The sequence below is a fragment of the Microbulbifer variabilis genome, assembly GCF_020524905.1.
In the GTDB taxonomy this organism is placed as follows: Bacteria; Pseudomonadota; Gammaproteobacteria; order Pseudomonadales; family Cellvibrionaceae; genus Microbulbifer; species Microbulbifer variabilis_A.
In genome coordinates, this window is sequence record NZ_JAIVKI010000007.1 from 57,282 (window position 1) to 83,348 (window position 26,067).

At 49.2% G+C, this 26,067-nt stretch carries 21 protein-coding genes; 11 read left to right on the forward strand and 10 right to left on the reverse strand.

The window, feature by feature from the left end; all coding sequences use genetic code 11:
* Positions 1-14: 14 nt before the first annotated feature.
* Positions 15-1,613: an isocitrate lyase gene (locus tag LC073_RS10030; protein ID WP_226646618.1), complete on the reverse strand. Its 1,599-nt coding sequence runs from the start codon at positions 1,611-1,613 to the stop codon at positions 15-17.
* A 114-nt stretch (positions 1,614-1,727) separates the two neighbouring features.
* Between LC073_RS10030 and LC073_RS10035 the strand changes: the two genes are divergently transcribed.
* The 8 genes from LC073_RS10035 (at position 1,728) to LC073_RS10070 (ending at position 12,350) form a co-directional block, all read left to right on the forward strand.
* Positions 1,728-2,663 carry a LysR family transcriptional regulator gene (locus LC073_RS10035; protein ID WP_226646620.1) on the forward strand — a complete coding sequence of 312 codons (936 nt, stop codon included), beginning with the start codon at positions 1,728-1,730 and terminating at the stop codon, positions 2,661-2,663.
* A gap of 189 nt (positions 2,664-2,852) precedes the next feature.
* Positions 2,853-5,027 carry a malate synthase G gene (locus LC073_RS10040; RefSeq protein WP_226646622.1) on the forward strand — a complete coding sequence of 725 codons (2,175 nt, stop codon included), beginning with the start codon at positions 2,853-2,855 and terminating at the stop codon, positions 5,025-5,027.
* Between the two features lie 660 nt (positions 5,028-5,687).
* The gene (locus tag LC073_RS10045; protein ID WP_226646624.1) at positions 5,688-7,868 is read left to right on the forward strand and encodes an FUSC family protein; all 2,181 of its coding nucleotides are present in this window, start codon (positions 5,688-5,690) and stop codon (positions 7,866-7,868) included.
* 17 nt (positions 7,869-7,885) lie between these two features.
* A complete protein-coding gene (locus tag LC073_RS21935) occupies positions 7,886-8,098 on the forward strand; it encodes a DUF1656 domain-containing protein (protein WP_216646325.1) in 213 nt (70 codons plus the stop codon).
* A gap of 2 nt (positions 8,099-8,100) precedes the next feature.
* Positions 8,101-9,222: an HlyD family secretion protein gene (locus tag LC073_RS10055; RefSeq protein ID WP_226646626.1), complete on the forward strand. Its 1,122-nt coding sequence runs from the start codon at positions 8,101-8,103 to the stop codon at positions 9,220-9,222.
* Positions 9,200-10,726, forward strand: coding sequence for an efflux transporter outer membrane subunit (locus tag LC073_RS10060; RefSeq protein WP_226646628.1), 1,527 nt, complete (start codon positions 9,200-9,202; stop codon positions 10,724-10,726). The genes LC073_RS10055 and LC073_RS10060 overlap by 23 nt, the downstream gene beginning before the upstream one ends.
* 173 nt (positions 10,727-10,899) lie before the next feature.
* The gene (locus LC073_RS10065; RefSeq protein WP_226646630.1) at positions 10,900-11,784 is read left to right on the forward strand and encodes an arylamine N-acetyltransferase family protein; all 885 of its coding nucleotides are present in this window, start codon (positions 10,900-10,902) and stop codon (positions 11,782-11,784) included.
* Positions 11,781-12,350 (forward strand): flavodoxin family protein, encoded by a 570-nt coding sequence (locus LC073_RS10070; protein WP_226646632.1) that lies wholly within the window; start codon positions 11,781-11,783, stop codon positions 12,348-12,350. The genes LC073_RS10065 and LC073_RS10070 overlap by 4 nt, the downstream gene beginning before the upstream one ends.
* A 90-nt stretch (positions 12,351-12,440) precedes the next feature.
* On the opposite strand, the gene LC073_RS10075 is transcribed toward LC073_RS10070, so the two are convergent.
* From LC073_RS10075 to LC073_RS10110, 8 genes are all read right to left on the reverse strand, one after another.
* The gene (locus LC073_RS10075; RefSeq protein WP_226646859.1) at positions 12,441-13,736 is read right to left on the reverse strand and encodes an MFS transporter; all 1,296 of its coding nucleotides are present in this window, start codon (positions 13,734-13,736) and stop codon (positions 12,441-12,443) included.
* Positions 13,729-15,150, reverse strand: coding sequence for an 8-oxoguanine deaminase (locus tag LC073_RS10080; RefSeq protein ID WP_226646634.1), 1,422 nt, complete (start codon positions 15,148-15,150; stop codon positions 13,729-13,731). Before LC073_RS10080 ends, LC073_RS10075 begins: the two co-directional genes overlap by 8 nt.
* A gap of 345 nt (positions 15,151-15,495) precedes the next feature.
* A complete protein-coding gene (locus LC073_RS10085) occupies positions 15,496-15,918 on the reverse strand; it encodes a GNAT family N-acetyltransferase (RefSeq protein WP_226646636.1) in 423 nt (140 codons plus the stop codon).
* Position 15,919: 1 nt separating this feature from the next.
* Positions 15,920-17,074: a JmjC domain-containing protein gene (locus tag LC073_RS10090; protein ID WP_226646638.1), complete on the reverse strand. Its 1,155-nt coding sequence runs from the start codon at positions 17,072-17,074 to the stop codon at positions 15,920-15,922.
* A gap of 153 nt (positions 17,075-17,227) precedes the next feature.
* Positions 17,228-18,601 carry an adenylosuccinate lyase gene (gene purB, locus LC073_RS10095; protein ID WP_226646640.1) on the reverse strand — a complete coding sequence of 458 codons (1,374 nt, stop codon included), beginning with the start codon at positions 18,599-18,601 and terminating at the stop codon, positions 17,228-17,230.
* 15 nt (positions 18,602-18,616) lie between these two features.
* Positions 18,617-19,252 (reverse strand): high frequency lysogenization protein HflD, encoded by a 636-nt coding sequence (hflD, locus tag LC073_RS10100; protein ID WP_152453442.1) that lies wholly within the window; start codon positions 19,250-19,252, stop codon positions 18,617-18,619.
* A 9-nt stretch (positions 19,253-19,261) separates the two neighbouring features.
* Positions 19,262-20,407, reverse strand: coding sequence for a tRNA 2-thiouridine(34) synthase MnmA (mnmA, locus tag LC073_RS10105; protein WP_226646642.1), 1,146 nt, complete (start codon positions 20,405-20,407; stop codon positions 19,262-19,264).
* 97 nt (positions 20,408-20,504) lie between these two features.
* A complete protein-coding gene (locus LC073_RS10110; protein WP_226646644.1) occupies positions 20,505-21,119 on the reverse strand; it encodes a pseudouridine synthase in 615 nt (204 codons plus the stop codon).
* A gap of 149 nt (positions 21,120-21,268) precedes the next feature.
* Here LC073_RS10110 and icd point away from each other — a divergent pair, with 149 nt between their 5' ends.
* Positions 21,269-22,519: an NADP-dependent isocitrate dehydrogenase gene (gene icd, locus LC073_RS10115; RefSeq protein WP_226646646.1), complete on the forward strand. Its 1,251-nt coding sequence runs from the start codon at positions 21,269-21,271 to the stop codon at positions 22,517-22,519.
* Positions 22,520-22,630: 111 nt separating this feature from the next.
* Here icd and cspD read toward each other — a convergent pair whose 3' ends face one another.
* Positions 22,631-22,933 (reverse strand): cold shock domain-containing protein CspD, encoded by a 303-nt coding sequence (cspD, locus tag LC073_RS21810; RefSeq protein WP_319004720.1) that lies wholly within the window; start codon positions 22,931-22,933, stop codon positions 22,631-22,633.
* A gap of 280 nt (positions 22,934-23,213) precedes the next feature.
* Here cspD and clpS point away from each other — a divergent pair, with 280 nt between their 5' ends.
* Positions 23,214-23,594, forward strand: coding sequence for an ATP-dependent Clp protease adapter ClpS (clpS, locus tag LC073_RS10125; RefSeq protein WP_226646648.1), 381 nt, complete (start codon positions 23,214-23,216; stop codon positions 23,592-23,594).
* A 134-nt stretch (positions 23,595-23,728) separates the two neighbouring features.
* Positions 23,729-26,014, forward strand: coding sequence for an ATP-dependent Clp protease ATP-binding subunit ClpA (clpA, locus tag LC073_RS10130; protein WP_226646650.1), 2,286 nt, complete (start codon positions 23,729-23,731; stop codon positions 26,012-26,014).
* The last annotated feature ends 53 nt before the right edge of the window (positions 26,015-26,067 follow it).

Below are 26,067 nucleotides of genomic sequence, written 5' to 3' on the forward strand. Positions count from 1 at the left end.
GGTAAAAGAGCGTCTTAGCTGAACTGGTTCATGGTGTTGTCTTTACCAGAAGCTTTCAGGGCAGCTTCACCAGCGAAGTATTCTTTGTGGTCGTCACCGATATCGGAACCAGCCATATTCTGGTGCTTAACGCAGGCGATACCCTGACGGATTTCTTTACGCTGAACACCTTTTACGTAGCCCAGCATGCCTTGCTCACCGAAGTACTCCTTGGCCAGGTTGTCGGTAGACAGGGCCGCAGTGTGGTAAGTCGGCAGGGTGATCAGGTGATGGAAGATACCGGCTTCACGGGCAGCGTCGGCCTGGAAGGTGCGGATCTTCTCGTCTGCGGCTGCAGAAAGCTCGGAGTCGTCATACTCGGCGCTCATCAGGTTGGCGCGGTCGTAAGCGGATACGTCTTTACCTTCTTCGGCCCAGGCATCGAACACTTGCTGGCGGAAATTCAAGGTCCAGTTGAAGGACGGGCTGTTGTTGTAAACCAGCTTCGCATTGGGAACGACCTTGCGGATTTCGTCCATCATGCCGCCAATCTGGCGAACGTGAGGCTTCTCGGTTTCGATCCAGATCAGGTCGGCACCGTTCTGCAGAGAGGTGATGCTGTCCAGGATACAGCGAGCTTCGCCAGTGCCCTTGCGGAACTGGAACAGGTTGGAAGCCAGGCGCTTAGGACGCAGCAGCTTGCCTTCACGGTTGATTACAACGTCGCCGTTAGCCAAGTCGGCCGGTGCGATTTCCTCGCAGTCCAGGAAAGAGTTGTACTGGTCGCCCAGGTCGCCCGGCTCTTTGGTCACGGCGATCTGCTTGGTCAGGCCGGCACCCAGGGAGTCGGTACGGGCAACGATAACACCGTTGTCTACGCCCAGCTCCAGGAATGCGTAGCGAACTGCGCGGATCTTGGCCAGGAAGTCTTCGTGAGGAACGGTTACTTTACCGTCCTGGTGGCCACACTGCTTCTCGTCGGAAACCTGGTTCTCGATCTGGATACAGCAAGCACCTGCTTCGATCATTTGCTTGGCCATCAGGTAGGTGGCTTCCGCATTACCGAAACCGGCGTCGATATCGGCGATAATCGGCACAACATGGGTCTTGTGGTTGTCGATCTTGTCTTGTACCGCTTTCTCGGCTTCTTTGTCGCCAGCTTCACGGGCGGCGTCCAGCTCGCGGAACAGGTCGTTCAGTTCGCGGGCATCGGCTTGACGCAGGAAGGTGTACAGCTCGTTGATCAGGTGTGCAACAGAGGTTTTCTCGTGCATGGACTGGTCGGGCAGAGGACCGAATTCACTGCGCAGAGCGGCAACCATCCAGCCGGACAGGTACAAGTAGCGACGGTCGGTGTTGCCTTCGAAGTGCTTCTTAATAGAAATCATCTTCTGTTGGCCGATGAAACCGTGCCAGCAGCCCAGAGACTGGGTGTACTTGGAGCTGTCCTTGTCGTAGTTCTCCATGTCTGCACGCATGATATTGGCAGTGTATTTGGCAATATCCAGGCCGTTCTTGAATTTGTTCTGGGCGCGCATACGAGCAACAGATTCGGGATTGATAGCATCCCAAGTGCCGCTTTTGCTGTCACGGAGCTTAGCTACCGCTTCGATGTCTTGAGTGTAAGTGGACATGACAGTGTTTCCTTAAAACGGTGACTGCGATTAGGTGTTGAGTATCTTAGGAGGAGTGGCATAATTTGCCTAATTTATTGATTTTATTTTCACTATCGATCTGGCAAATGTTGTATGCAACTGGAAAGAGCTGACCTGAACCTGCTGGTTTATCTGGATGTACTGCTGCGCGAACGCAACGTGACTCGTGCGGCCAACTATCTGGGCCTGTCCCAACCCGCGATGAGTAATGGCCTCAAGCGCCTGCGCGAACTCTTTGACGACCCCTTATTAGTGCGCACCCGCGAAGGCATGATGCCCACCGAGCGCGCTCTGGAGCTGCAGCCTATGGTGCGCGAGGCATTGTCCAGCATCGACCGTGTGATTCAGCCCAATCGAGACTTCGATCCTGCCAACACCCGTCGTACCTTCCGCATTATGGCCAGTGACTATGCGGAATCCACATTGATTCCGTCCCTGCTCAAGAAGCTGCGCGATGATGCTCCCGGAATCAGCCTGGACATCATGACGCCCAGTGACGTGAGCTTTGTGGATGTGGAGCAGGGCAAAGTGGATATGGTGATCAACCGCTTCGATAGCATGCCCCAAAGCTTCCATCAGGCGACTGTCTGGCGCGATAGCTTTTCCTGCATGATGCGGGCAGATAACCCGATTCTCGAAGACTACAATCTGCAGAGCTATTTGAAGGCCCAGCATATCTGGGTGAGTAAGACCGGCATGGGCGTTGGTGTAGGGGTTAACCCAGAGGATGTTCAGCGCTTGGGCTGGGTAGATGAAGCTATCGGCAAATTGGGGGAAAAGCGGGATATCTCAGTATTTACCCGCCACTACCAGGTGGCTATGTTACTGGCTGAGCAGAGCGACCTGATCGTCACTGTACCTACACGCCTGGCACAGCTCGCCAATGACAATCCCAGGGTAGTACGCCGGGACCCGCCACTGGATATCCCTCCATTGGAGCTGAAAATGGCCTGGAGCCCGCTTTTACAACAAAGCGCGCCACACCGCTGGTTACGGCGCCTGATTCTGGATATTGGCCGGGCTTTATAAGTGACCAGTGAGTAAGGAAGTATGCGCCTTGCGGGTGAATATCGAGTTCTCTAGACAATGTTTCATGCGCCAACTGCATTCATAAAAATTTGATCTATGAATAGTGGAAATTGTGTCTATAAATTAGCGGTATGCCGAAATGGCTGTTTAGAATGCCGTAATTCCAACAATCAGTGAGAGGCCCAGGGTATGACGGAACGAGTCCAAATCGGTGATCTACAAATCGCACCAGAGCTTTACAATCTGGTTTGCGAGGAAGTGATTCCAGGAACCGGGGTCGATGCCGATAAATTCTGGGCTGGACTCGATGCGATCGTTCGCGACCTGGCGCCAGTGAATCGGTCTCTGCTTGAGAAGCGCGATGAGCTGCAGGAAACCCTGGATCGCTGGTACACCGATAATCCGGAAGGCTTCCGCGACTTGGAAGGCTATCAGTCATTTTTAAAAGAAATTGGCTACCTGGTGGATGAGCCTGCTGAATTCAGTGCATCCACTGAAAATGTGGATGAGGAAATCGCGATTCTTGCCGGCCCTCAGTTGGTGGTGCCGGTAATGAACGCCCGCTACGCTCTGAATGCCGCGAATGCTCGCTGGGGTAGCCTATACGACGCCCTTTATGGCACCGATGTCATTAGTGAAGAGGGGGGTGCGGAAAAGGGCAGTGAGTACAACCCTGTGCGCGGAGCCAAAGTTATCGAGTATGCGCGCAACTTTCTCGATCAATCCGCCCCATTAACTTGCGGCAGTCATAAAGAAGCTGTGCAATATCGCATCAATGGCTCTCTGCTGGAAGTGGTCCAAGCCAATGGCGATATTGCCACCCTAAAAGACGGCACTCAGTTTGCCGGTTACCTCGGCGACAGCGAAGAACCCTCCAGCCTTTTGCTCAAGCAGCACGGTCTGCACTTTGAAATCCAGATAGATCGCCAGAGCCCTATCGGTAAAACTGATGATGCGGGCATTAAAGATGTTCTTATGGAATCCGCGCTGACCACCATTATGGACTGTGAGGATTCTGTAGCGGCAGTAGATGCGGAAGATAAGGTTGTTGTTTACCGCAACTGGCTCGGTCTGATGCGAGGGGACCTGAAGGAAACCATCATCAAAGGTGGCAAGTCCATTGAGCGCAAACTCAATGCTGATCGTGAATATATTACCCCGAATGGCAATCAGCTGACTTTACCGGGTCGCAGCTTGATGTTTGTGCGCAATGTTGGCCATCTTATGACCAACGATGCTGTTTTATATGGTGATGGCCAGGAAATTCCAGAAGGTATTCTCGATGGAATGGTCACCAGCCTGATCTCTTTGCATGATCTGCGTGGCAATAATGAATTCAAAAACTCCCGCGAAGGTAGCATCTATATCGTAAAACCGAAGATGCACGGTCCGGAAGAGGTGGCTTTTGCCAACACCCTGTTTAATCGCATTGAGGATGTCCTTGGCTTACCGCGTTACACCGTGAAAATGGGCATTATGGATGAGGAGCGTCGTACTACGGTGAACCTCAAAGCCTGCATTGCGGAAGCCAAAGAACGCGTGGTGTTTATCAACACCGGCTTCCTGGATCGCACCGGAGATGAAATTCACACATCCATGCTTGCCGGTCCCATGATTCGCAAGGGCGACATGAAGCAATCCACATGGATCAACGCCTACGAAGAGTGGAACGTGGATGTAGGTCTTAATAGCGGCCTTAAGGGCAGAGCGCAAATTGGTAAAGGCATGTGGCCGATACCAGATCAGATGTCAGCGATGATGCACGCAAAACTCGCGCATCCGATGGCCGGTGCAAATACGGCCTGGGTTCCATCGCCCACTGCCGCAACTCTGCACGCCTTGCACTACCACAAAGTAGATGTGAACCGCCGCCAGGAAGAAATTCAGCATCGCCACCACGCCAAGCTGGAAGATATTCTCACCGTACCGGTGGCTGAAGACACCAACTGGAGCGCTAAAGAGATCCAGTTGGAACTGGATAATAATGCCCAAGGTATTCTCGGCTATGTAGTGCGCTGGGTTGAACAGGGTGTGGGCTGTTCCAAGGTACCGGATATTAATGATGTCGGCCTGATGGAAGACCGTGCAACCTTGCGGATTTCTTCACAACATATTGCCAACTGGCTCAAGCATGACATCGTCACCGAGAAGCAGGTGCGTGAAACTATGGAGCGCATGGCTGCAGTTGTTGACCGTCAGAATGCCGGTGATGCCAATTACAATAATATGGCACCAGACTTCGACAAGAGCGTTGCCTTCCAGGCTGCCTGTGAACTCGTTTTTGAAGGTTGTGTACAGCCAAATGGTTATACAGAACCGGTTCTGCATCGCCGCAGACGCGAGTTTAAAGCTTTGAATGCTTGATTCTAAAGCTCAAAAGTTCCAAAAGGCCCCTTAAGGGGCCTTTTTTGTTTGAGGTGAACTTTTTCACTATTAAGGCCAGCGATTAGTGGTTCAATCACCAAGTTAATAGTGGATTTAAGGATAATAAAGCGGGATCGGCGTAACAAGAATTAGTGAGATCAATTGATTTAGAATTTTCTTTAAGACCTGAAATTAAATTCTTGGATACTAAAGAAGACCTATATAGCATGGTGATACCCCCTGAGATATAAGCTTATGTGGAGAGTAAATTCATATCAAAATATAAGTTTTACTCTTCATAAATGTCCTTTATGTAAACACTTACATTATCGATTGATTCTTTTTGGCCACTATGACGTTATACCCATTAATAATTGAGTATTCGGCGCAGATATTGTTTTTAAGTATCCAAGATTTTTGTTTCAAAATCTGAATAAGCTTTGTTTGTCCCTTATGCCTCATTTCTTGGCTGAGGCCATTTTGACATCTAATTGAGCCCCTTAGTGATTCTGGATAACCTTGTGGAGCTTTTATTTTACTGCTTACCTATATGCCATACTTCTTCCCGGCAATTAAAGCAATCAATTGATATATAAACTTTGCGACGCCAAAGAAAAATTTAGGCGTTGCTAAGTGGTGAAAATACAATCGGAGAAGGCCTTGCAGTTATCTCGCAATGCAAAGGAGTCGTTCAAACTCGCGACGGCTTTGGTCTCTGTTTATGCCATTGCTATGGGCTTTAATTGGGAGAAACCTTTTTGGGCTGGGTTCGCTGTTATTGTATGTAGCCAGGCAAACCTCGGGCAGTCCCTTAATAGGGCTATCTTGTGGATACTTGGGACGCTTTTTGCACTATTGGGTGGTTGGTTTATCGTCGCATTATTCCCTCAGGATCGTTGGCTCTTTATGATCGCCCTTTCTCTTTGGGTTGCGAGCTGCGTCTATTTCCTACAAAGGTCGCGATATCAGTATTTTTGGATTACATGCGGCTATGTCATTTTGCTGTTGTGGGATGCGACTGGCGGTGACCTTTCTATTTCCTACGAAGAAGGAATTCTACGTGTACAGGAATCTTTACTGGGGATCGTCGTTTACGGTCTTATTGCTGTTCTTGTATGGCCAAATTGTAGCCGAGGAGAGTTAGATAAAGTATCTACTGAGCTTCTCGAAAAGCAACGACTTTTTGCTGAAAGCTGTTTTAACCGCATCCAAAAACAAGAAAAAGTTGAGGTTCGTCCTGATAAGCGAGTCGAGTTGCTGAAAACAGATACACGTCTTCGCACAGCCATTGATGATGCCAGTTCTGATAGTTATGAGATTTGGGAGTGTCGCAAGCAGTGGAATCACTTTGGGTATCGTGCTGAAGCAGTAACTCAGTCACTATTGAAGCTTGAGGAAAGTTTAGCCCTGTCTAGTGAATTAGGTGTATCCAAATACCTCTCTGGGGTAAGTGAGTATATTGAGGATGTACAGCATCGGTTTGCACAGGTAAAACTTGCGATCAGTGGAGGGGAGCTCGCAGATACCGCTGGGGAAAGAAATGTCCAGGGCGATGTAGAAAAAATAAAAGAGTTGTCAACATTTCAGACCGCTGCCTTGGCGATTACAAGGCGATCATTAAATGATCTAGAAGTAGAAACACGTTCATTAATAGATTCTGCGAATGATATACGGAGAATGGGCAGGTCATATTTAAATTTCTCAGATGAAGGGGGCGCCTATTGGCTGGGCCTTCTTATGCCAGATCCAGATAGGCTCGGCAATGTGGTTCGTGTACTTGTAGGTATATGGATTGCATATCTGGCATACCTATTTGTCCCAGGTATGATCGGTGGTCTATTGGTTGTTTTGTTGATTACTGTAATAGCAATTATTGCATCAGTCAGCCCTCAAATCAGACTGTTTGAGACATGCATTTATACAATACTAGTTTGTTTAATGTCGGCGCCCTTATACTTTTTTGTGATGCCTAAATTGCAGGGATTTTACTCTCTGGGGCTGATGATATTTGTCTGGACCTTTATTGTTTGCTACTTTGCCAATCGAGCATTTGGTGCTCAGTCAATGATAAGAACATTGGTGCTTATTTTCCCGCAAATCATTTTTAATTTTAATGATTACCAAACTTATAGTTTTGTCGTGTATACAAATTATATTTTTGTGCTTGCAATTATTTTTTGTATTTTGGCAGTTTCTAGGAATATACCTTTTACTTCACATCCCGAGAGAAACTTTAAAAAGAATGTGAATAGACTTCTTAATAGTTCTGCTTGCTTGATATTGCAGGGTGATATCCCTGAGGCTAAAAGGCATTCAATGCTTTATCGGCTATATATACTTTATCATATTAACGTCGTTTTTATTGCATATAAATGTATCCTCTATTGGATGGATGGCATTGATAAAAGTCGTATTAAAGGTATGTCCAGGTATCAAATGGATAGGGTTATTAGCCTGTTGATGCTGATTGCAAATCAAGTAAAGATTTTGTACAGAATAGATAAAAGTAAAATGAATTTTGTGGCCCCAAAGAGAATGCTGCGAGAAGCTTTTATTTGGCGATGTCTGGCTGGGAAGATACTTTTTTATTTATCCGGTAAGAAAAGAGAGGTGCATATTGATTCGTTAAGGCGGGGGTATCGGAGAATATTTCATCGGGCAAATGTTGATGTAAATGAGCTTATGGAGATGGGGGGATATAGTGAGAAATCCAGGGAGGGAGTGTCAAATTTTTTATATTTTTTAGGTGTTACCCATTGTATCAATAACTACCTAGCTGAATTGTTTCATTTGTCAGAGTCATTGGATTGGGAGCGGTTTTGTGAAGAGCGATTCTTATGATTTAACCAGGTTTGTGGATGGAAAAGATACCGCATGACGTTTCCGTAGGTGGATTTTATCTTTCGCCTATTTTAGTTTCGGGCTTGCTCGGTGTGCTTGCTGCACTACTTACTGCCAGGCTCTTGGATCGTTTTCGACTCTCTAGGTATTTTGCAAATCCTCCTGTAGTTATCATCTCGTTGAGTGTTATTTACTCTGTTTTCTTCGGGGTAGTGTTTGTGGGGATATAAGTATGAAAAAATATAGTAAATATATTCTCACGGGAGGCTTGGTTTTAATTGCTGTTTTGTTATTGGTTTTGCAGTTTTGGAGATATCTTAACAACCCATGGACGAGAGATGGAACGGTTCAGGCAGATATAATCCAGGTTACTCCCAGGGTCTCGGGACAAGTAGTTAAATTACCGATCAGGGACAATCAGTTTGTCAAAGCGGGAGAGCTACTTTTTCAAATTGATCCGAGAACCTATGAAGCCGCTTTGGCTGAAGCAAACGCGCAATATGAAGAGGCTATAGATACATATAATGCCCAAAGGGAAAATATTCTTGCTTATGAAGCCCGGTTGCGAGAATCCTCAGCAGCCATAGATCAGGCTCAAAGTAATATCAATGCACTAGAAGCAGAGATCACAAAGGCTAGGGCGGAATATAAACGTCAACAGGAGTTGCTTCCTCAGCGTGCCACTTCGGTCAGATCCCTTCAGGCCGCTCAGGCAGAATTTGAGTCATCTGTAGAGTATCGTGCTGGGGCAGAGGCGAGACTTGCCAAGTCTCTGGCTTCTTTAGAACAGTCTCAGGCTGAATTAGCGCAGGCTCGAGCTCAACTCGGAGCGTTGGGAATAGACAATCCTGGGGTGCGTGCGGCTCTTGCTTTAGTGCGTCAGGCAGAGCTTAATCTGGAATACACTACGGTTACCGCGCCGGTTTCCGGCTATGTAACGAACCTCGATTTCCGTTTTGGTGATCAAGCGGTTGCCAATCAACCGGCCCTATCCATAGTAGACGTTAGTACTTATCGGGTGGAGGGATATTTTCGGGAAACATTCATCCGTCGTATTTCTCCGGGTGATCAGGCCATCGTGACCTTGATGGCCTATCCCTATAGGCCGCTGCATGGATATGTGGAAAGTATTGGCTGGGGAATAGCGCAAAGAGATGGAACTGCTGGCAATGATTTATTACCAAGGGTAGATCCTACGTTTGAATGGATTAGGTTAGCTCAACGGATACCCGTGAGAGTTCACCTGACCGAAATCCCCACCTCGGTTGAGCTACGGGTTGGCTTCACCAGCTCAGTACTTGTTATGAGTGGTTCTGCGAGCGCCGAAGAAGATGATACGGCGCAAACTCCTTAATTGGTTAAGTCCAAAAAATCTACATCACTCTGTAGTTCTTGGTGTACTTGTCACACTTGTTGGTAGCGGCTGCATGTTGGGTCCCGACTATTTGCCCCCGCCTGTTACAGTGGAAGACTCTTGGATTTACCAAAATAGTAAGAGTTTGGATAGCCTCGAATCAATTAACCCATATTGGTGGCAGTCTGCCTTTGCAGATCCAGTACTGGATGATTTGGTGGCGCAGGCAATAGAGAATAACTTGGAACTAAGATCTGCCGCTTTGAGGGCCTTACAAGCTCAGCAACTCCTCTCGATCGCAATCGGAAATCAATTCCCTCAAACACAGCAAATTGAGGGGTTGGTGGACCGATCAAAATATGTTCGCTCAGGTATAACAGGGAACTTGCAGAGTGAATATTATCTTAATTTTAATTTAACTTGGGAGCTGGATATGTGGGGGCAGCTAAGGAGGCTGGTAAACTCGGGAGCAGCTGACTTTGAGTCTAGCTTGGCTGAATATGATGGACTGCTCGTTTCGATTATTGCACAGGTGGCACAGACATATATTAATATTCGCACTATTAAGCGTCGTCTTGAGGTGGCCAGAGAGAATATTCGAATTCAGAGAGAAGGGCTAAGAATTGCAGAAGTAAAATTCAATGCGGGAGAGGTTAGTGCCCTGGACGCTGAGCAGGCCCAAACCTTATTGAGTAATACTGAGGCTACTGTACCCGGATTGGAAACAACACTACAGCAATTGAAAAATACTCTGTCTATATTGCTGGGTATGCCCCCTCATAGCCTTACTGATATTCTTTCTGTATCTCCAACAGTACCAGATGTCCCCTCAATTATAGCGATAGGTATGCCGCAGGATCTCTTGCGACAGCGTCCAGATATCCGCCAGGCCGAACGTCTCCTAGCTGCCCAGGGAGAGTTGATTGGAGTTGCACGCGCAGAGCTTTACCCAAACTTTTCAATTGGTGGATTGATTGGCGCAATTGATATTAGGGGTGGGCAGCTAAATGGTAGAAGCGATGCTTGGGATCTATTTGTTGATTTTGAATGGAACGTTTTTAACTACGGACGATTACGAAACAATGTACGTTTACAGGATGCAACCTTTCAGCAGCTTGTCTCGGATTATCAGCAGGTGGTTTTGCAGGCACAAGTAGATGTTGAGAATGCAATTGTTGCTTACCTTAAATCTCAGGAGCAGCAATATTTTTATAATATCGCTGCTATGGCTTCAGAGGAAGCAGTTAACCTATCTATAACTCAGTATATTGATGGGCAAATACAATACAATACAGTTCTCACAACTATGGTCTCCAATCTTGCCCAGCAAGATATTTTAGTGGTTGCTCAGGGTGCCGTGGCAGCAAACCTGGTTCAGGTATACCTCTCTCTTGGAGGCGGATGGCAGATAGTGGATGGGTTAACACCTTTGGAGTTGTTACCAGAAGAAACCATAGAGGATATGCTTCGACGGACCCACTATTGGGATAAGCTCTTGGATTAGAGGTTCTATCCCCTTCCTAGCCTTTAAAATTGTATCGTTTCTTCGTTTCTTCGTTTCTTCGTTTCTCCTGATTCGTCAACATAGAAATATAATTAGTAATTCGCCTTGACCTAAACCAAGGTTTAGCTATTAGACTACTCCTATTGTTGATTGGCCAGGAGGAGTAGAGGCAAATGACAGAAAGCACACATCATATAGATTTACATAAATACTTTGAGCGTATCGGTTACTTCAATACGCCTTCTCTGGACCTGGGTACCCTGAAGAGTATCCTCACCCAGCATATTCGTACTCTGCCATTTGAAAATGTAACGTCCTTTCTAGGCTGTCCAGTGAATATTGATTTAGCTGCGATTGAGCAAAAGCTTGTTAATCAGCAACGTGGAGGCTATTGCTTTGAGCAAAATGCCTTGTTACGTGCTGTGTTGCAGCAGATTGGATTTACGGTAACGGGGCTCGCTGCACGAGTTCTCTGGCAGACACCTCCAGGCCATCAGCCTGCCCAATCACATATGATTCTACTTGTGGAGGTCGGTCAGGTACCTTATTTACTGGATGCTGGTTTTGGCAGCAATACGCTTACTGCTCCACTGCGCTTGGATGTGTCTGATCCACAGAGAACGCCTCACGGCATCTATCGATTGACACAGTTAGATGAAGACTACTTATTGGAAGTAAAGGTTTCCGATTCCTGGCAGCCAATGTATAGCTTCGATTTACGACCGCGCACCACAGGTGACTATAAAATCGCCAACTGGTTTTGTAGTACACACCCAGAATCTCGTTTTGTTGAGCACTTGATTGCTACACGAGCATTCCCAGAGGGTCGTCATGCTTTATTGGATCGCCAATTAAGTTATCAACCAATTTCCGGGCCAAAAAGTGTCATTATGCTGGCCAGTGTTGAAGAGTTACGCAAAACGCTTTTAGAAGTTTTTGGGATCGAGACACCGGTGGATATAGGTACTGACCAGAAGCTGGTCAATCTCTTTAGGACTGTACCATCCTCTGAAAATTATGATCACTCTATTACGAATGTCGATCAGGTCGTATCATGATCAAAGTGGGTGTTGTGTACCACTCTGTTTGTGGCAGTACAAGGACTTTAGCGGAAGCCATCGTAGATGGGATCAATAGTATTCCTGGCTGTGAAGGGGAAGCACTTGCGATTAAGGGTGAGCATATTATTCAAGGGCGCTATCACAATCCTGAATTGATGCTTCGACTGGACCAATGTAATGGAATTGTATTTGGCTCGCCAACCTTTATGGGATCGGTTTCAGCTCAGTTTAAAGCTTTTATGGATGCAGCCAGTGAACGCTATAGTGGACGCGGTTGGGTAGATAAGTTATCTGCTGGATTTACCATCGGCAGTAACTTTAGTGGAGATCAGCTCAATACGATTAGCACTTTACAGATATTTGCCGCCCAGATGGGTATGCTGTGGGTACCTTTAGGTATCCTGCCAAACCACGATGTAAAGCGGCGAAATAGGAGTGGGTGCCAGTCGGGCCTAGTTGCTGTTGTTGAGGGTGAAGGAACCGTTCACGAGCTTGATTATCATACGGCTTTATATATGGGGGAGCGAATAGGGCAATTACTAGGCCGCTTACAGCTTCTATAAAGGCAACAATGTACGGTTACCCCGATTAACCTTTGAAGTGTTTTTTTGAGATAACTCGATTCTAGGTAATAAAATAGCCTCTGCAATTTCTCATTGATCTTTGCAGGGGCTATTTTTTTTATTGAAGAATAAGCTGCTAAAAAAGCCAATACAGATAATGATACCTACTAACTGAAAAGCAGACTGATAGGTTAGAAATTTAGCACTACCTTTAGGTAAGAAATTAAGGTGTTCGGTTATTCTATCTATCAACCCCAGCTGTTGATTAGATTCAAGTGATAAGCCTACTATTGCTTGTAAAATCCCACCAAAAATAAATCCGGCAGTAACTACCAGTGCTGTTGCCAGAGTGTGGGTAGATTTTGGTAATTGAGTCTGGATTACTGAAAATGCCAGAATAGATCCACTGAGCCCAATCCCTAGAATAAAGTTAGCCCCTAAACTCCATGAAATAGGAAGGTTAATCAATAGCAAGATCAATGTGATTGTCAGTGCAATTAGGCTAAAAATCCTCGCGGGTATAATATAGTCATTTCTATGTTGGGCCCAGACGCCAACAGTGAGGCTGCCAACAATTACCCCTATCAGGGTCATTGTGTTGCTGATAGTCCCTTGTTGTGCATTTTCGTCAAAAAAATTTACTTGGAACTGTACATTCCATAGGTCGGAGTAGGCGAGCATGCTGCCATAGAAGCAAGCATAAAAAACAAACGCTGCCCAGAATTGTAAAGAAGTGAAACAAACTCTAAGTTGAGTAATGAGTGATAATGTCGAGTCATTTTTTTTATTTCTGATTTCGGCATTACTGCCAGCAATAGCGTAAAGTGCCGCTGCCAAAGCGATAAGAAAAACTCCAGCAAAATAATAGGGTCCGCGAAATGAAGCAATGTTTGCAGATAAACCGAGCAGTATTGATAGAGAAGCAGCGCTAAAGTTTGCTAATCCTTGGCTCAGCGCGCTTAAAAGCGAGAAGTGGTCCGGTAAATCCCTTCCAATAATATAGATGACACCTATAAAACTACAGGACAGACCAAATGCAATTAAGATTTGGCCGGCTAACGCCCATAGAAAATTGGAACTACTTGCAAAAATAATACAGCCACATGAGGCTAGTAAAGCGGTTAGACTGAGGAGGGCTCTTGGGCTTATAGCGCCTAGTTTAGATCCCAGAAGGAGTTGGCCAAGAGAGTAAGCTAAAAAAGAACTGCCGCCTAAAATGCCTATTTCGCTGTGGTTAAGCTCAAGCTGGGTCACAATATTAGGGGATAGTAAGGCAAAGAAAACTGAGAGTACGATACTGGTTGAAAAAAGCAGCAGCGCAACGCTCCAGGGAAGGTATCTTTCCTTTCCTATTAATCCTGCTCCAACTCTTTGCATATCAGGCATCACTCAGAAGTTTTCGACTCCACTTATTATGTTCACGAATGACAGGGGCCATATCAATTGAAGTGATCTCTCCATTACTCACAATCTGGCGACCGTGGATAACCACTGTTTTTGCACACTGGGGAGCGCAGAAGACTACAGCGGCAACTGGGTCTGAAAGGGCGCCCGCGTATTGGATCGTGTTGAGTTCCAGTGTAAAAAAATCTGCGCAGCGCCCAACTTCTAGGGCACCGATATCAGTGCGATTTAGAACACTTGCGCCTCCAATTGTGGCAAGTTCAAGGGCTTCCCGAGCAGTCATCCATTCTGAGGAGCGCAGTGGATGGGATTGGGGGAGTTGGGCGTAACGGTGTGGCCCTTCTGGGGGGCGAAGCCCCATTCTCAACCTTGAAAGCAGCATTGCTTGGCGGGTTTCAAGAAGCATATTGGAAGCGTCGTTACTGGCAGAGCCATCCACGCCAAGGCCCACCTTTATGCCGGCGGCGATATAATCTTTAACTGGCGCAATCCCCGAAGCGAGACGCATATTAGAGCTTGGGCAGTGTGAAATACCACACCCCATACGAGCGAAAGTATTTACTTCTTGGGCGTCGACATGCACGGCATGAGCAAACCAAACATCGGGGCCCAGCCACTCTGCTTCCTCCATCCATTCCAATGGACGTTTGCCAAATCGTTCAAGTGTATGGAGTTCCTCATCAAATGTTTCGCAGATGTGTGTGTGCAACATGACCCCCTTGTCTCGTGCTAACTGAGCGGTTTCCTTTAGCAAGTTTTCTGAAACAGTAAAAGGGGAGCAGGGAGCCAAAACGATTCGGGTTAGAGCGCCGTAATTTGCGTCGTGATAGCGATCGATGACACGGATGCTGTCCTTGAGGATAAATTCTTCGTCTTCGACGCTCTCATCAGGGGGCAGGCCCCCGTTGGATCTACCTAGAGACATAGAGCCGCGACTGGCATGGAATCTCACGCCCAAATCTTTGGCGGCTTCAATATGAAAATCTACTTTGTTGCCACTTTTGAATAGGTAAGAGTGGTCAAATATTGTCGTGCAGCCGGAGAGCACAAGCTCACCTAAACCAATCAGGGCACTGGTGCGGGAGGCCTCTGGGTTTATACGGGTCCAAATGGGGTAGTGAAGCTGCAACCAAGCAAACAGATTCTTGTTTTGGGTGGCAGGCAGATTGCGGGTGAGAGTCTGATTTAAGTGGTGATGAGTGTTCACCATCCCTGGAAGCGCTATCTGCCCGCAGGCATCTATAATCGTGTCTGCACTCCTGGGCAAATCCTTGGATTGCCCAACAGCGGTAATTATTCCGTCCTCAGCATAAATGCCCCCATTGGCAATTTCACGCCTTTCTGAGTCCATGGTTACTAGGATCTCGGCATTTTTAAGGAGCAATGTTTTGGGCATAGTTGGTTGAGCATACTCTTATTCGATTCTCTGGCCCTCTGATATTAGCCCGGGACAACGATAAGTCAGGTAAAAGGGACTGGCCCAAATGATGGGCAGTCTGTTCGGTCTCATTTATAGCAAGAAATTAAAAAGAAAAGATTATAAGAATACACTTACAAAGCCGTTATCAAATTGAATATATCTCACCGCTAGCTATATCTTCTGGAAATGTTAATCAGGAAAGGAGAAGGGGGTGGATGGGATCTACCGAAACAGTGAAGAGGGTATTTTATTTATGGAGGTTTGGATAAGGAGGGAGGGATTGGGCCGGTATACATCTGCATACCGGCATTTCCATGGCCACTAGTTCAACTGCATCACCATCTTGATATGGGGGATACCCGCCTCATAAAAGATCTCACCCTCCGGGCTAAAGCCACCTCTGGCATAGAAGCCCTCAGCGTGTTGTTGTGCATGCAGGTATACATTGAGAAGGCCTCGCTGTTTGGCAAAGTCGCAAATGCCTTTTAGCAATTGGGCACCGAGCCCCAGGCCTCGGGCAGATTGCTTGATTGCCATTCTGCCAACTTTTCCATCTTTAGAGATGCGCCCGGTTCCTACAGGGACACCATCATTAAAAACCAGGAAATGTTGCGAACTTTCCTCCAGGTTATCCCACTCCAAGTCTGCGGGTACTTTCTGTTCTTGCACAAACACGGCTTCGCGGATAGCTCGAATGTTTTCTTGCTCTTTTTGCCAGTCCGCGGGGCGTATTAGTACGGCCATTTCAGAAATCCTCGGGAGGATAAATTAGTGTGCCCTGGGCTACCAGCTGATCGATGAGCCCATCATTGCTGGCAATTTCTGGGAAAGCCTCAATATCGTCCCAAGAAATTTCGTGCGATTCAGCAAACTGCTGGGCAAATGTAATTGGTGCAGGCAGTGCTTCACCATCAACAAATAACGTGGCTGGCTCCCGGGAAAAGGCTACACGTGATGCGGGGTTTAGCACCAATGGCATCCCCTTTGGCATTTGCTCACGCCAGTCTGCGGCCTCATCAGCGTCTAGTGCGACGGTATCAGGGTATTTTGCTTCAGTCATCACTGCGCCAAACCACTGGGTAATTTTTTCTGGTTGCTTCAGCCACTCGACCAGTTGTTGTTGTAAGCGAGCTACGGACTGAGGATCAATTTCCGCCGGGCACTTTGCCGGTTCCATACCGGCATCGGTATAGCGCTGGCTATCCGGTAGCCCCATGGCTACTTCCGCGGCGAGGTCTTCCAGTATGACTGAGGCAGAGGGTGCTCGGAAGCCAATGGAAATCGTGGTGCAGCCGCCCTCGGCGATCCCCCAGTGGCTGTATTGTGGTGGAAGATAGAGCATATCACCGGGCTCTAGAACCCAACTGTTTTCTGCGGAGAACTCTTTCAAAATATTGAGGGGAGTGCCTTCCAGGCGTGGGCTGGTTTCATCTACTTTTACTCCCTGCTGCCAAAGGCGCTTGCCTTCGGCTTGGAGCAGAAAGACATCGTAATGGTCATAGTGAGGCCCGACACTACCCTGGTCGGCCGCGTAACTAATCATGACGTCATCCAGGCGCCAGTCCGGAATAAAACGAAAATACTCTTTTATTTCTGCCACCTCTGAAAGCCACTGATCTACAGCTTGTACAAGTAGTGTCCAGTGAGTGCGGGGCAGTGAGAGGAAATCTTCTTCTGTAAAAGGGCCGGTACGTAATTCCCAGGGACCGCTCTCACCATTTTCCAGCACCAGGCGTGATTCGACCGCTTCCTCCAGTGCCATGCCTGCAAGCTCTTCACCTGATATGGGCGATTCGAAGTTGGGGAAAGCTTTGCGAATCAGCAGGGGTTTTTGCTGCCAATAATCGCGCATAAAAACTTCAATTGGCATATCGCCGAGATGGGTAAGGGGGCTTGCCACGGTAACTCTCACTGTTAGTTGGGCTGGGGAAATGTTCTCAAATCTGCCATTGACTGTAATTCAGTGTGAAATTACAGCTATGCAGATTAGAGCGATGGTAATCGGCTTGAATAAACTTCCGGCCACGGAGATGTAGCCGGAAGCATTGCTCACTTAAATTTTGCGAGCTTGCTCGATAGCATTACCGATATAGGATGCTGGGGTCATTTCCAGCAGTGCGCTCTTGGCTTCTGCGGGAATTTCCAGGTTTTCGATAAACACTTTTAAAGTTTCGCGGGTAATACCCTGGCCGCGGGTAAGGGCCTTCAGTTTCTCGTAAGGCTCTTCGATGTTGTAGCGACGCATAACAGTCTGGATCGGCTCAGCTAGGACTTCCCAAGAGTTATCCAGATCCGCTGCCAGGCGTTCACGATTGATTTCCAATTTGCCCAGCCCCTTCATGGTGGCGGCATAAGCAATGGCGGAGTAACCGGCACCCACGCCCATATTGCGCAGTACGGTGGAATCGGTCAGGTCGCGCTGCCAGCGGGAAACCGGCAATTTCGCGGCCAGGTGCTGGAATACGGCGTTGGCCAGGCCCAGGTTGCCTTCAGAATTTTCGAAGTCGATAGGGTTGACCTTGTGTGGCATGGTGGAGGAGCCCACTTCTCCGGCAACGACTTTCTGCTTGAAGTATCCGAGGGAGATATAGCCCCAGATGTCGCGGTCAAAGTCGATCAGGATGGTATTAAAACGCGCAATGGCATCGAACAGTTCGGCAATATAGTCGTGGGGTTCGATCTGGGTGGTGTAGGGGTTCCAGGTCAGGCCGAGAGAGGAGATGAACTCTTCCGCGTTCTTTTCCCAGTCGATAGTTGGGTAGGCCGACAGGTGGGCATTGTAGTTGCCCACAGCACCGTTGATTTTACCCAGCAGTGGTACGGCCTTTACTTGGGCTACCTGGCGGCGCAGTCGCGCAACCACGTTGGCAAGTTCCTTACCGACAGTAGTGGGGCTGGCGGTTTGGCCATGCGTGCGGGAGAGCATTGGCACATCGGCGAAATCCTGGGCGAGTTTGGCGATCTTTTCTACCAGGTCATTCATTGCGGGCAACATGACGTTGTCGCGGCCAGCTCGTAGCATCAGGGCGTGGGACAGGTTGTTGATGTCCTCGGAGGTGCAGGCGAAGTGAACGAATTCGCTTACTTTTGCCAGCTGTGCATTGCCGCTGATTTTTTCCTTGAGGAAGTATTCAACCGCTTTAACGTCGTGGTTGGTGGTGCGCTCAATTTCCTTGATACGCCCGGCATCTTCCAGGGAGAAGTTGGCCACAATGCTATCGAGCAATTGGTTGGCAGCTTCGTCGAACTGTTCTACCTCAGCGATTTCCGAGTGAGCGGAGAGTTTCTGAAGCCAGCGCACTTCCACTTCAACACGGGCGCGAATCAGGCCGTATTCACTGAAAATTTCACGTAGGGGGGCAGTCTTGCTCTCGTAGCGACCATCAATAGGGGATACCGCTGTGAGTGCGGAAAGCTCAACTGTCATAGTAAATCTCCGGGATTAGTTTTTTATTGATTCGATCTGTGCGATCAGCTCGTCGGTCGCACGCAATAGTTTTTTGCGTTGAAACAGAAGGTGCAGGCGCCTGCCGCCCAATTGTCGCCAAAGCGTGGCTGAACGAATACCGGCAAACAACATGGAGCGGATCTGGTTGGCGACGCGCTGTTGCTGTAGGAAATTGAAATCTCCCAGAACCTGGATGCGAAAGCGGAAAGTGCCGAGAGTATCGCTATAAATACTGGCAAGATTGGAAAACACATTCTCGTGAGTAGGGGCGAAGTGCTCCGCTTGAGTCTTGGCTTTTTCCAGGCGACTGCCAATAATGGAGAGCAACTCTCCTTTCTTACTTAACTGTCGCTGTAGATAGAGCACCGATAGTGCGTAGCGCAGGCAGTCTGTATATTCAGGGTGTTGCCGAGACTGCAGTAACTGCCGTGAAACCTGTAAGCCGGGCAGCAGCTTCTCTGCGCCGGCAAACACATCTTCGGTGCGATCTGGGTTGAGCTGGAAGAGGCTATACACCCCTGTTTCCAGTTGGGCCTGGGGAGCAGTGCCCGTCTTGGCCAGGCGCTCTACCAGTGTTGCGGATTGAAAAATTCCGGCCAGTGCCAGAGCCTGGTCCCGCCAGTTATTCAAAGTCACTCCTTAGTGTTTCTTGTACTTTTCTGGTACGGCGGTGCCTATACCGGTTGCTCGTTCAATCACTGCGCCGCCGAGGCATTTTTCACCATCGTACAGGACCAGAGATTGCCCTGGAGTTATTGCACGTTGAGGCTCATCAAATTCAACAACCAGGTTTCCATCTTCCTGTACCTGTACGATGCAATCCTGGTCCGGCTGGCGATAGCGAGTTTTCGCCTGACAGCGGAAAGACTCCCCTGGTGCAGCACCATTGATCCAGTGGGTTTGGGTTGCCGTCAAACCCGTGGCGTAGAGCAATGGGTGATGCGCCCCTTGGGCAACAATCAATACGTTGCGCTCCAGGTTTTTACCCACAACATACCAAGGTTCTTCGCCAGCACCTTTGACTCCACCGATACCAAGTCCCTGTCTCTGTCCGATGGTGTGATACATCAGGCCGGCGTGACGCCCCATAACTTCGCCTTCGGGGGTTTCCATGTCGCCCGGTTGGGCAGGCAGGTATTGTTCCAGGAAATCCTTAAAGCGGCGCTCTCCGATAAAGCAGATGCCGGTGCTGTCTTTCTTGTTGTGGGTGATAAAGCCATTTTCCTCGGCGATGCGCCGCACTTCGGGTTTCTCCAGTTCCCCTAATGGGAACAGTGAGCGAGCAAATTCTGCCTCCCCAACGGCGTGGAGGAAATAGCTTTGATCTTTGTTGCCATCCAGCCCCTTGAATAAGTAGGTGCGACCTTCCATATCGCGGCGGCGGGCGTAGTGCCCGGTGGCAATGGCATCCGCCCCCAGAACTTCAGCATATTCCAGGAAGACCTTAAATTTGATTTCCCGGTTGCAGAGGATGTCTGGGTTCGGCGTGCGGCCGGCTTTGTATTCTGCCAGGAAGTATTCGAATACATGATCCCAATACTCGGCTGCAAAATTGGCGGTGTGCAGCTTAATGCCCAGTTTTTCACAGACAGCCTGGGCATCGGCCAAGTCCGCTTTCGCGGTGCAGTATTCGGTGCCGTCATCCTCGTCCCAGTTCTTCATAAACAGACCCTCCACCTGGTAGCCCTGCTGCATAAGCAGAAGTGCGGCTACAGAGGAGTCCACACCGCCGGACATACCGACGATGACGCGCTTTGGCTGTTTGTTGTGCGTGGAATCAGGCATAAAAAGGACAGTCACTACTTCACTGAGATGGAAAGGGGGCGAATTTTACCTGTGAATCGTGCTTCTGACCAAGGCCGCTTTCATCTTGGTTTATAGCTTACTGCCCCCGGCGGGGGCGATTGCGCTTCTGAGGTGGTTTCGTTTTGCGATAGGGCCTCGGTTTAGGCGCAGAGAAAACCTCCTCCGAGCGGTACTGCCCCGGCTGCAGAGCATCAAGCTTCCAATTGCCGATAGCCATTCGCACCAGGCGCAGGGTAGGGAAGCCAACTGCGGCGGTCATGCGCCGCACCTGGCGGTTTCGCCCCTCGTGGATGATAAGTTCTACCCAACTGGTGGGTATGGACTTGCGCTCTCGGATTGGAGGGGTGCGCGGCCAAAGGTCGACCTCGGGGAGTCTGCGGGCTTTCGCCGGAGCGGTGCGCCCATCTTTCAAATCTACACCGTGGCGCAGAAGCATCAGGGCATCATCGGTGATGTCTCCCTCAACTTGGGCCCAGTAGGTTTTCGCCATCTTTCTCTTTGGATGACTGATTTGATGTTGTAGCGCTCCATCATCAGTGAGGAGTAGGAGGCCCTCGGAGTCATAGTCGAGCCGACCGGCGGCATAGAAGCCCTGGTGAGGGATGTAGTCCGCAAGTGTGGCGCGACCCTGAGGGTCTGTGAATTGGCTTAACACGCCAAAAGGTTTGTTGAGGAGAATAATCTTGGGCATAAGAAAAATTGAGTATTGTAATCCAACTACAAAAATTAGCCGATGCTGCTATAATCCCGCCGATTTTTATCCCCGCCCAATGGTCCCGGGGGAGCGGTGCAAGCAACGCTGGACCTAAAAAGTCATAGAATTTTGGGAGTTTACGCAATATGGGTCACATCCAAGTGCCGGCAGACGGCGAAAAAGTTACAGTCAATTCCGACGGTTCGCTGAATGTTCCGAATCGCCCGGTAATTCCATTCATCGAGGGTGACGGCATCGGTGTGGATATCACCCCGGTAATGCGCAAAGTAATCGACGCGGCAGTAGAGAAAGCTTTCGGCGGCGACAAGAAAATCGAGTGGATGGAAATCTACTGCGGCGAGAAAGCAGCAGAAACCTACTCTGGCGACTGGTTCCCGGCTGAAACCCTCGAGGCGATCAAAGAGTATGTTGTCAGCATCAAGGGCCCTTTGACCACCCCGGTTGGCGGTGGCTTCCGTTCCCTGAACGTTGCTCTGCGTCAGGAATTGGACCTGTATGTATGTCAACGCCCGGTTCGCTGGTTCAGCGGTGTACCTTCCCCGGTTAAAGAGCCGAATAAGGTAGACATGGTGATCTTCCGTGAAAACTCTGAAGATATCTACGCTGGTATCGAGTGGAAAGCGGACACTGACGAAGCTAAGAAAGTCATCAAGTTCTTGCAGGACGAGATGGGTGTTAAGAAAATCCGCTTCCCAGAGCACTGCGGTATCGGCATTAAGCCGGTTTCTGCCGAAGGTACCAAGCGCTTGGTGCGCAAGGCTATCCAGTACGCCATTGACCAGGATCGCGATTCCGTAACCCTGGTACATAAAGGCAATATCATGAAGTTCACCGAAGGTGCCTTCGCCGATTGGGGTTACGAGCTGGCTCGCGAAGAATTCGGTGCCGAGCCTCTGGACGGTGGTCCTTGGCACAGCTTTAAAAACCCGAAAACCGGCAAAGAGATCATTGTTAAAGATGTGATTGCCGATGCTATGCTGCAGCAGATCCTGCTGCGTCCAGCGGAGTACGATGTCATTGCCACTCTGAACCTGAATGGCGATTACCTGTCCGACGCACTGGCCGCGCAGGTTGGTGGGATCGGCATCGCTCCAGGTGCAAACCTGTCTGATGACGTTGCCCTGTTCGAAGCTACCCACGGTACTGCACCCAAGTACGCTGGTCAGGACAAGGTAAACCCTGGCTCCCTGATTCTTTCCGCTGAGATGATGTTGCGTCACCTGGGTTGGAATGAAGCTGCTGATTTGGTCATCAAGGGTATGGAAGGGGCTATCGAAGCCAAGACCGTGACTTATGATTTCGAACGCCTGATGGATGGTGCCGAGCTGAAGTCCTGCTCCGCGTTTGGTGACGAAGTTATCAAGCACATGGCCTAATTGGCCGATTGGGGCTTGGATTGTTTAATCCGGCCCTAACTTAAAAAAGCCCTTTGCTGTATGGCAAAGGGCTTTTTTTTGTGTGGACCTGTCAGCACCGCCTCGAAAAGGTTAGTCGAGCGCTTCTGCCTCTTTCTCTCTGATTGTCTCAGAGTGGCTGAGATCTTTATTGGCGCTTGCGCTCTGGTTGCCAGTCGTCGTTTCTGCCGACGCGGCGGTAGAAATATTTGCGGCGTGATAGCCTTTGTCGCCCCTGACGATGTCAAAGGTAACTTGTTGACCGGCCTTCAGGGTTCGGTAGCCTTCCATCTGAATTGCGGAATAGTGCGCGAACAGATCCTCCCCTCCTTCATCTGCAAGAATAAACCCATATCCCTTAGCGTTGTTGAACCACTTCACGGTACCAGTAGGCATAACGAACTCCCTCTAATTGCCTGAGTGACCTATTGGTCACCTTACAGAGTTTTTATATTTATTTGACCTGCGGATTAATCGACTGCAATCCTATCTGCGACTAATAGCTGTGAATGAGCAGGCACTACCTCTTGTAGTCAACTGCTATAGGAATGTCAAGAAGCTGCGCACACGACTGTGTTGTCCCTGTGTCGTTGGTCAAATAAGGTTACAATGGCAGGTCGTTGATGGTTGAGCATGTCGTGCTACTTAAGCTCGTTAGAACACATTGATAATTGTTATGAGTATTTTGCAGGTCATTAAACTAGGCTCCAGTGATTCTGGAGGAGACTATTTGGATGGTGAGGGTTCCGATGGCGGGCTCGCACTGGAAGAGGCGCCGCTTCGGCTCAAACGCCCGCCTATGTATAAGGTCATCATGTTGAATGATGACTATACCCCCATGGACTTTGTGGTGGAGACTCTGGAATTGTTTTTTGGGGTCAACCGGGAGCGCGCCACACAGTTGATGCTGCAAGTACACACGCGGGGAAAAGCAGTGTGCGGTGTCTATACTCGGGATATAGCGGAGACAAAGGCCGCGCAGGTTAATCAGTTCGCCCAGGAGAATGAGCATCCATTGTTATGTGAGATAGAGGCGGACGAGAGTAAAGACGATTGATTTATATTAGAGCTGCTTTAGCACAAGGGTCCCGTCACCTGAAAGGAATCAGCCAGGAGATAGATGCCGGCAAAGGGTGCGCGCCTACCAGCGGAGTCGGCGGGGAATATTGGCGATTAGGGTTTGAGGTTTAAATGCTCAGCAAGGACTTAGAGGTAACGCTCAATCTGGCGTTCAAGGGTGCACGAGCGAAGCGGCACGAATTCATGACTGTGGAGCACCTGTTACTAGCGCTCCTGGACAATGAGTCGGCTGCTGACGTGTTGCATGCCTGTGGGGCCGACCTGAGCGCATTGCGCCGCGAACTGTTGGAGTTTGTGGACTCAACCACGCCGTTAATCCCGGAGGCAGATACCGATCGCGAGACTCAGCCCACCCTGGGGTTCCAGAGGGTATTGCAGAGAGCCGTTTTCCATGTTCAGTCATCGGGTAAAAAAGAGGTCACCGGAGCTAATGTACTGGTCGCCATTTTCTGTGAGCAGGAAAGCCAAGCCGTTTACTATCTGAAGCAGCAGAGTGTTGCGCGTATCGATGTCGTCAATTACATCACCCATGGAATTTCCAGGGTCGGTTCCAGCGGCAACAACCACAATCACCACCATGGCTCAGATGCCACCCAGGAGCAGGTGGAAGAGGAGATCAGTACCGGTACCGAGCCCGGAGGCTCTGACCCCCTGGAGAGCTATGCAACCAACCTGAATCAGGAGGCGATCCTTGGTCGAATCGACCCACTAGTCGGGCGCGGTCCCGAAGTTGAGCGGGTCACCCAGGTTCTTGCGCGACGCCGCAAAAACAACCCCCTGTTGGTCGGTGAGTCCGGCGTTGGTAAAACAGCCATCGCTGAGGGCTTAGCCAGGCGAATTGTGGACGAGGATATTCCCGAGCCACTAAAAGACAGCACCATTTATTCTCTCGACCTCGGATCTCTACTCGCTGGAACCAAGTACCGCGGCGATTTTGAGAAGCGTTTTAAAGCACTGTTAGCTGAGCTGAAAAAGCGCGAACACGCAGTCCTGTTTATCGATGAGATCCATACCATTATTGGAGCCGGCGCAGCATCCGGCGGCGTTATGGATGCTTCCAACCTGCTGAAACCGCTGCTGTCCAGCGGTCAGCTCCGCTGCATTGGCTCCACCACCTTTACCGAATATCGCGGCATCTTCGAGAAAGATCGCGCGCTCTCTCGCCGCTTTCAAAAAATCGATGTCAGTGAGCCCTCGGTTGAGGAGACTGTTCAGATACTGCAAGGGCTCAGGAGTTGCTTCGAGGATCATCACAAGGTGCGTTTCACAGATGCCGCCCTCGATGCCGCCGCTCAACTCTCCAGCCGTCACATCACCGAGCGTTTCCTACCCGATAAGGCCATCGATGTAATTGATGAGGCGGGGGCCTATCAATCCCTGTTGCCCGTAGAGGAGCGGACAGAGGTGATTGGTGTTAGTGAGATTGAGGAAGTCATTGCCAAGATGGCTCGCATCCCGGCGAAAAGTGTCTCTGCGTCTGATAAGGAGCAATTGTCGAGGCTCGATGACAACCTCAAGATGGTGGTCTTTGGTCAGGATCGAGCGATTGAAGCTCTCAGCACGGCGATCAAACTGAGTCGTGCGGGTCTCGGTGCCGAGGAGAAACCCATAGGTTCGTTCCTGTTCTCTGGTCCCACAGGGGTTGGTAAGACTGAACTCTGCCGCCAACTGGCCAAGGTGATGGGGATTGAGCTGATCCGCTTTGATATGTCTGAGTATATGGAGCGTCACACGGTTTCCCGTTTGATTGGTGCGCCTCCAGGCTATGTGGGCTTCGATCAGGGCGGGTTGTTAACCGATTCAGTGACCAAGCATCCGCACAGTGTGGTGTTGCTCGATGAGATAGAGAAGGCCCACCCGGAAGTATTTAACCTGCTTCTCCAGGTGATGGACCACGGGACTCTGACGGACAATAACGGTCGCAAGGCAGATTTCCGCAATGTGATCTTGATTATGACTACCAATGCAGGTGCTGAGCTGATGAGTCGCCGATCTATCGGTTTCTCCAGTCAGGACCACTCCTCCGATGGTATGGAGGAAATTAAGAAGATGTTTACCCCAGAATTCCGTAACCGCCTCGACAGTATTATCCAGTTTGGTGCTCTTCCATTGGATGTGGTTAAGACTGTGGTAGATAAGTTTATTGTCGAACTTCAGGCGCAGTTGGACGACTCCCGTGTAACCCTGGTCGTGGAGGATGAGGCTCGAGAGTGGCTGGCTATTCGCGGTTACGATGAAAAAATGGGAGCTCGCCCAATGTCTCGTTTGATTCGAGATAAGTTGCGTAAACCCTTGGCGGAGTCCGTTCTATTTGGGGAATTGGCGGAAGAGGGTGGCCGTGTAGTGGTCGTCATAGAAAATGACGAGATATCCATAAAGACGGCGGTTCCTGCCTGAATTTGCTTGTAAACGCATCAAAAAAGCCACCGCAAGGTGGCTTTTTTGTATCC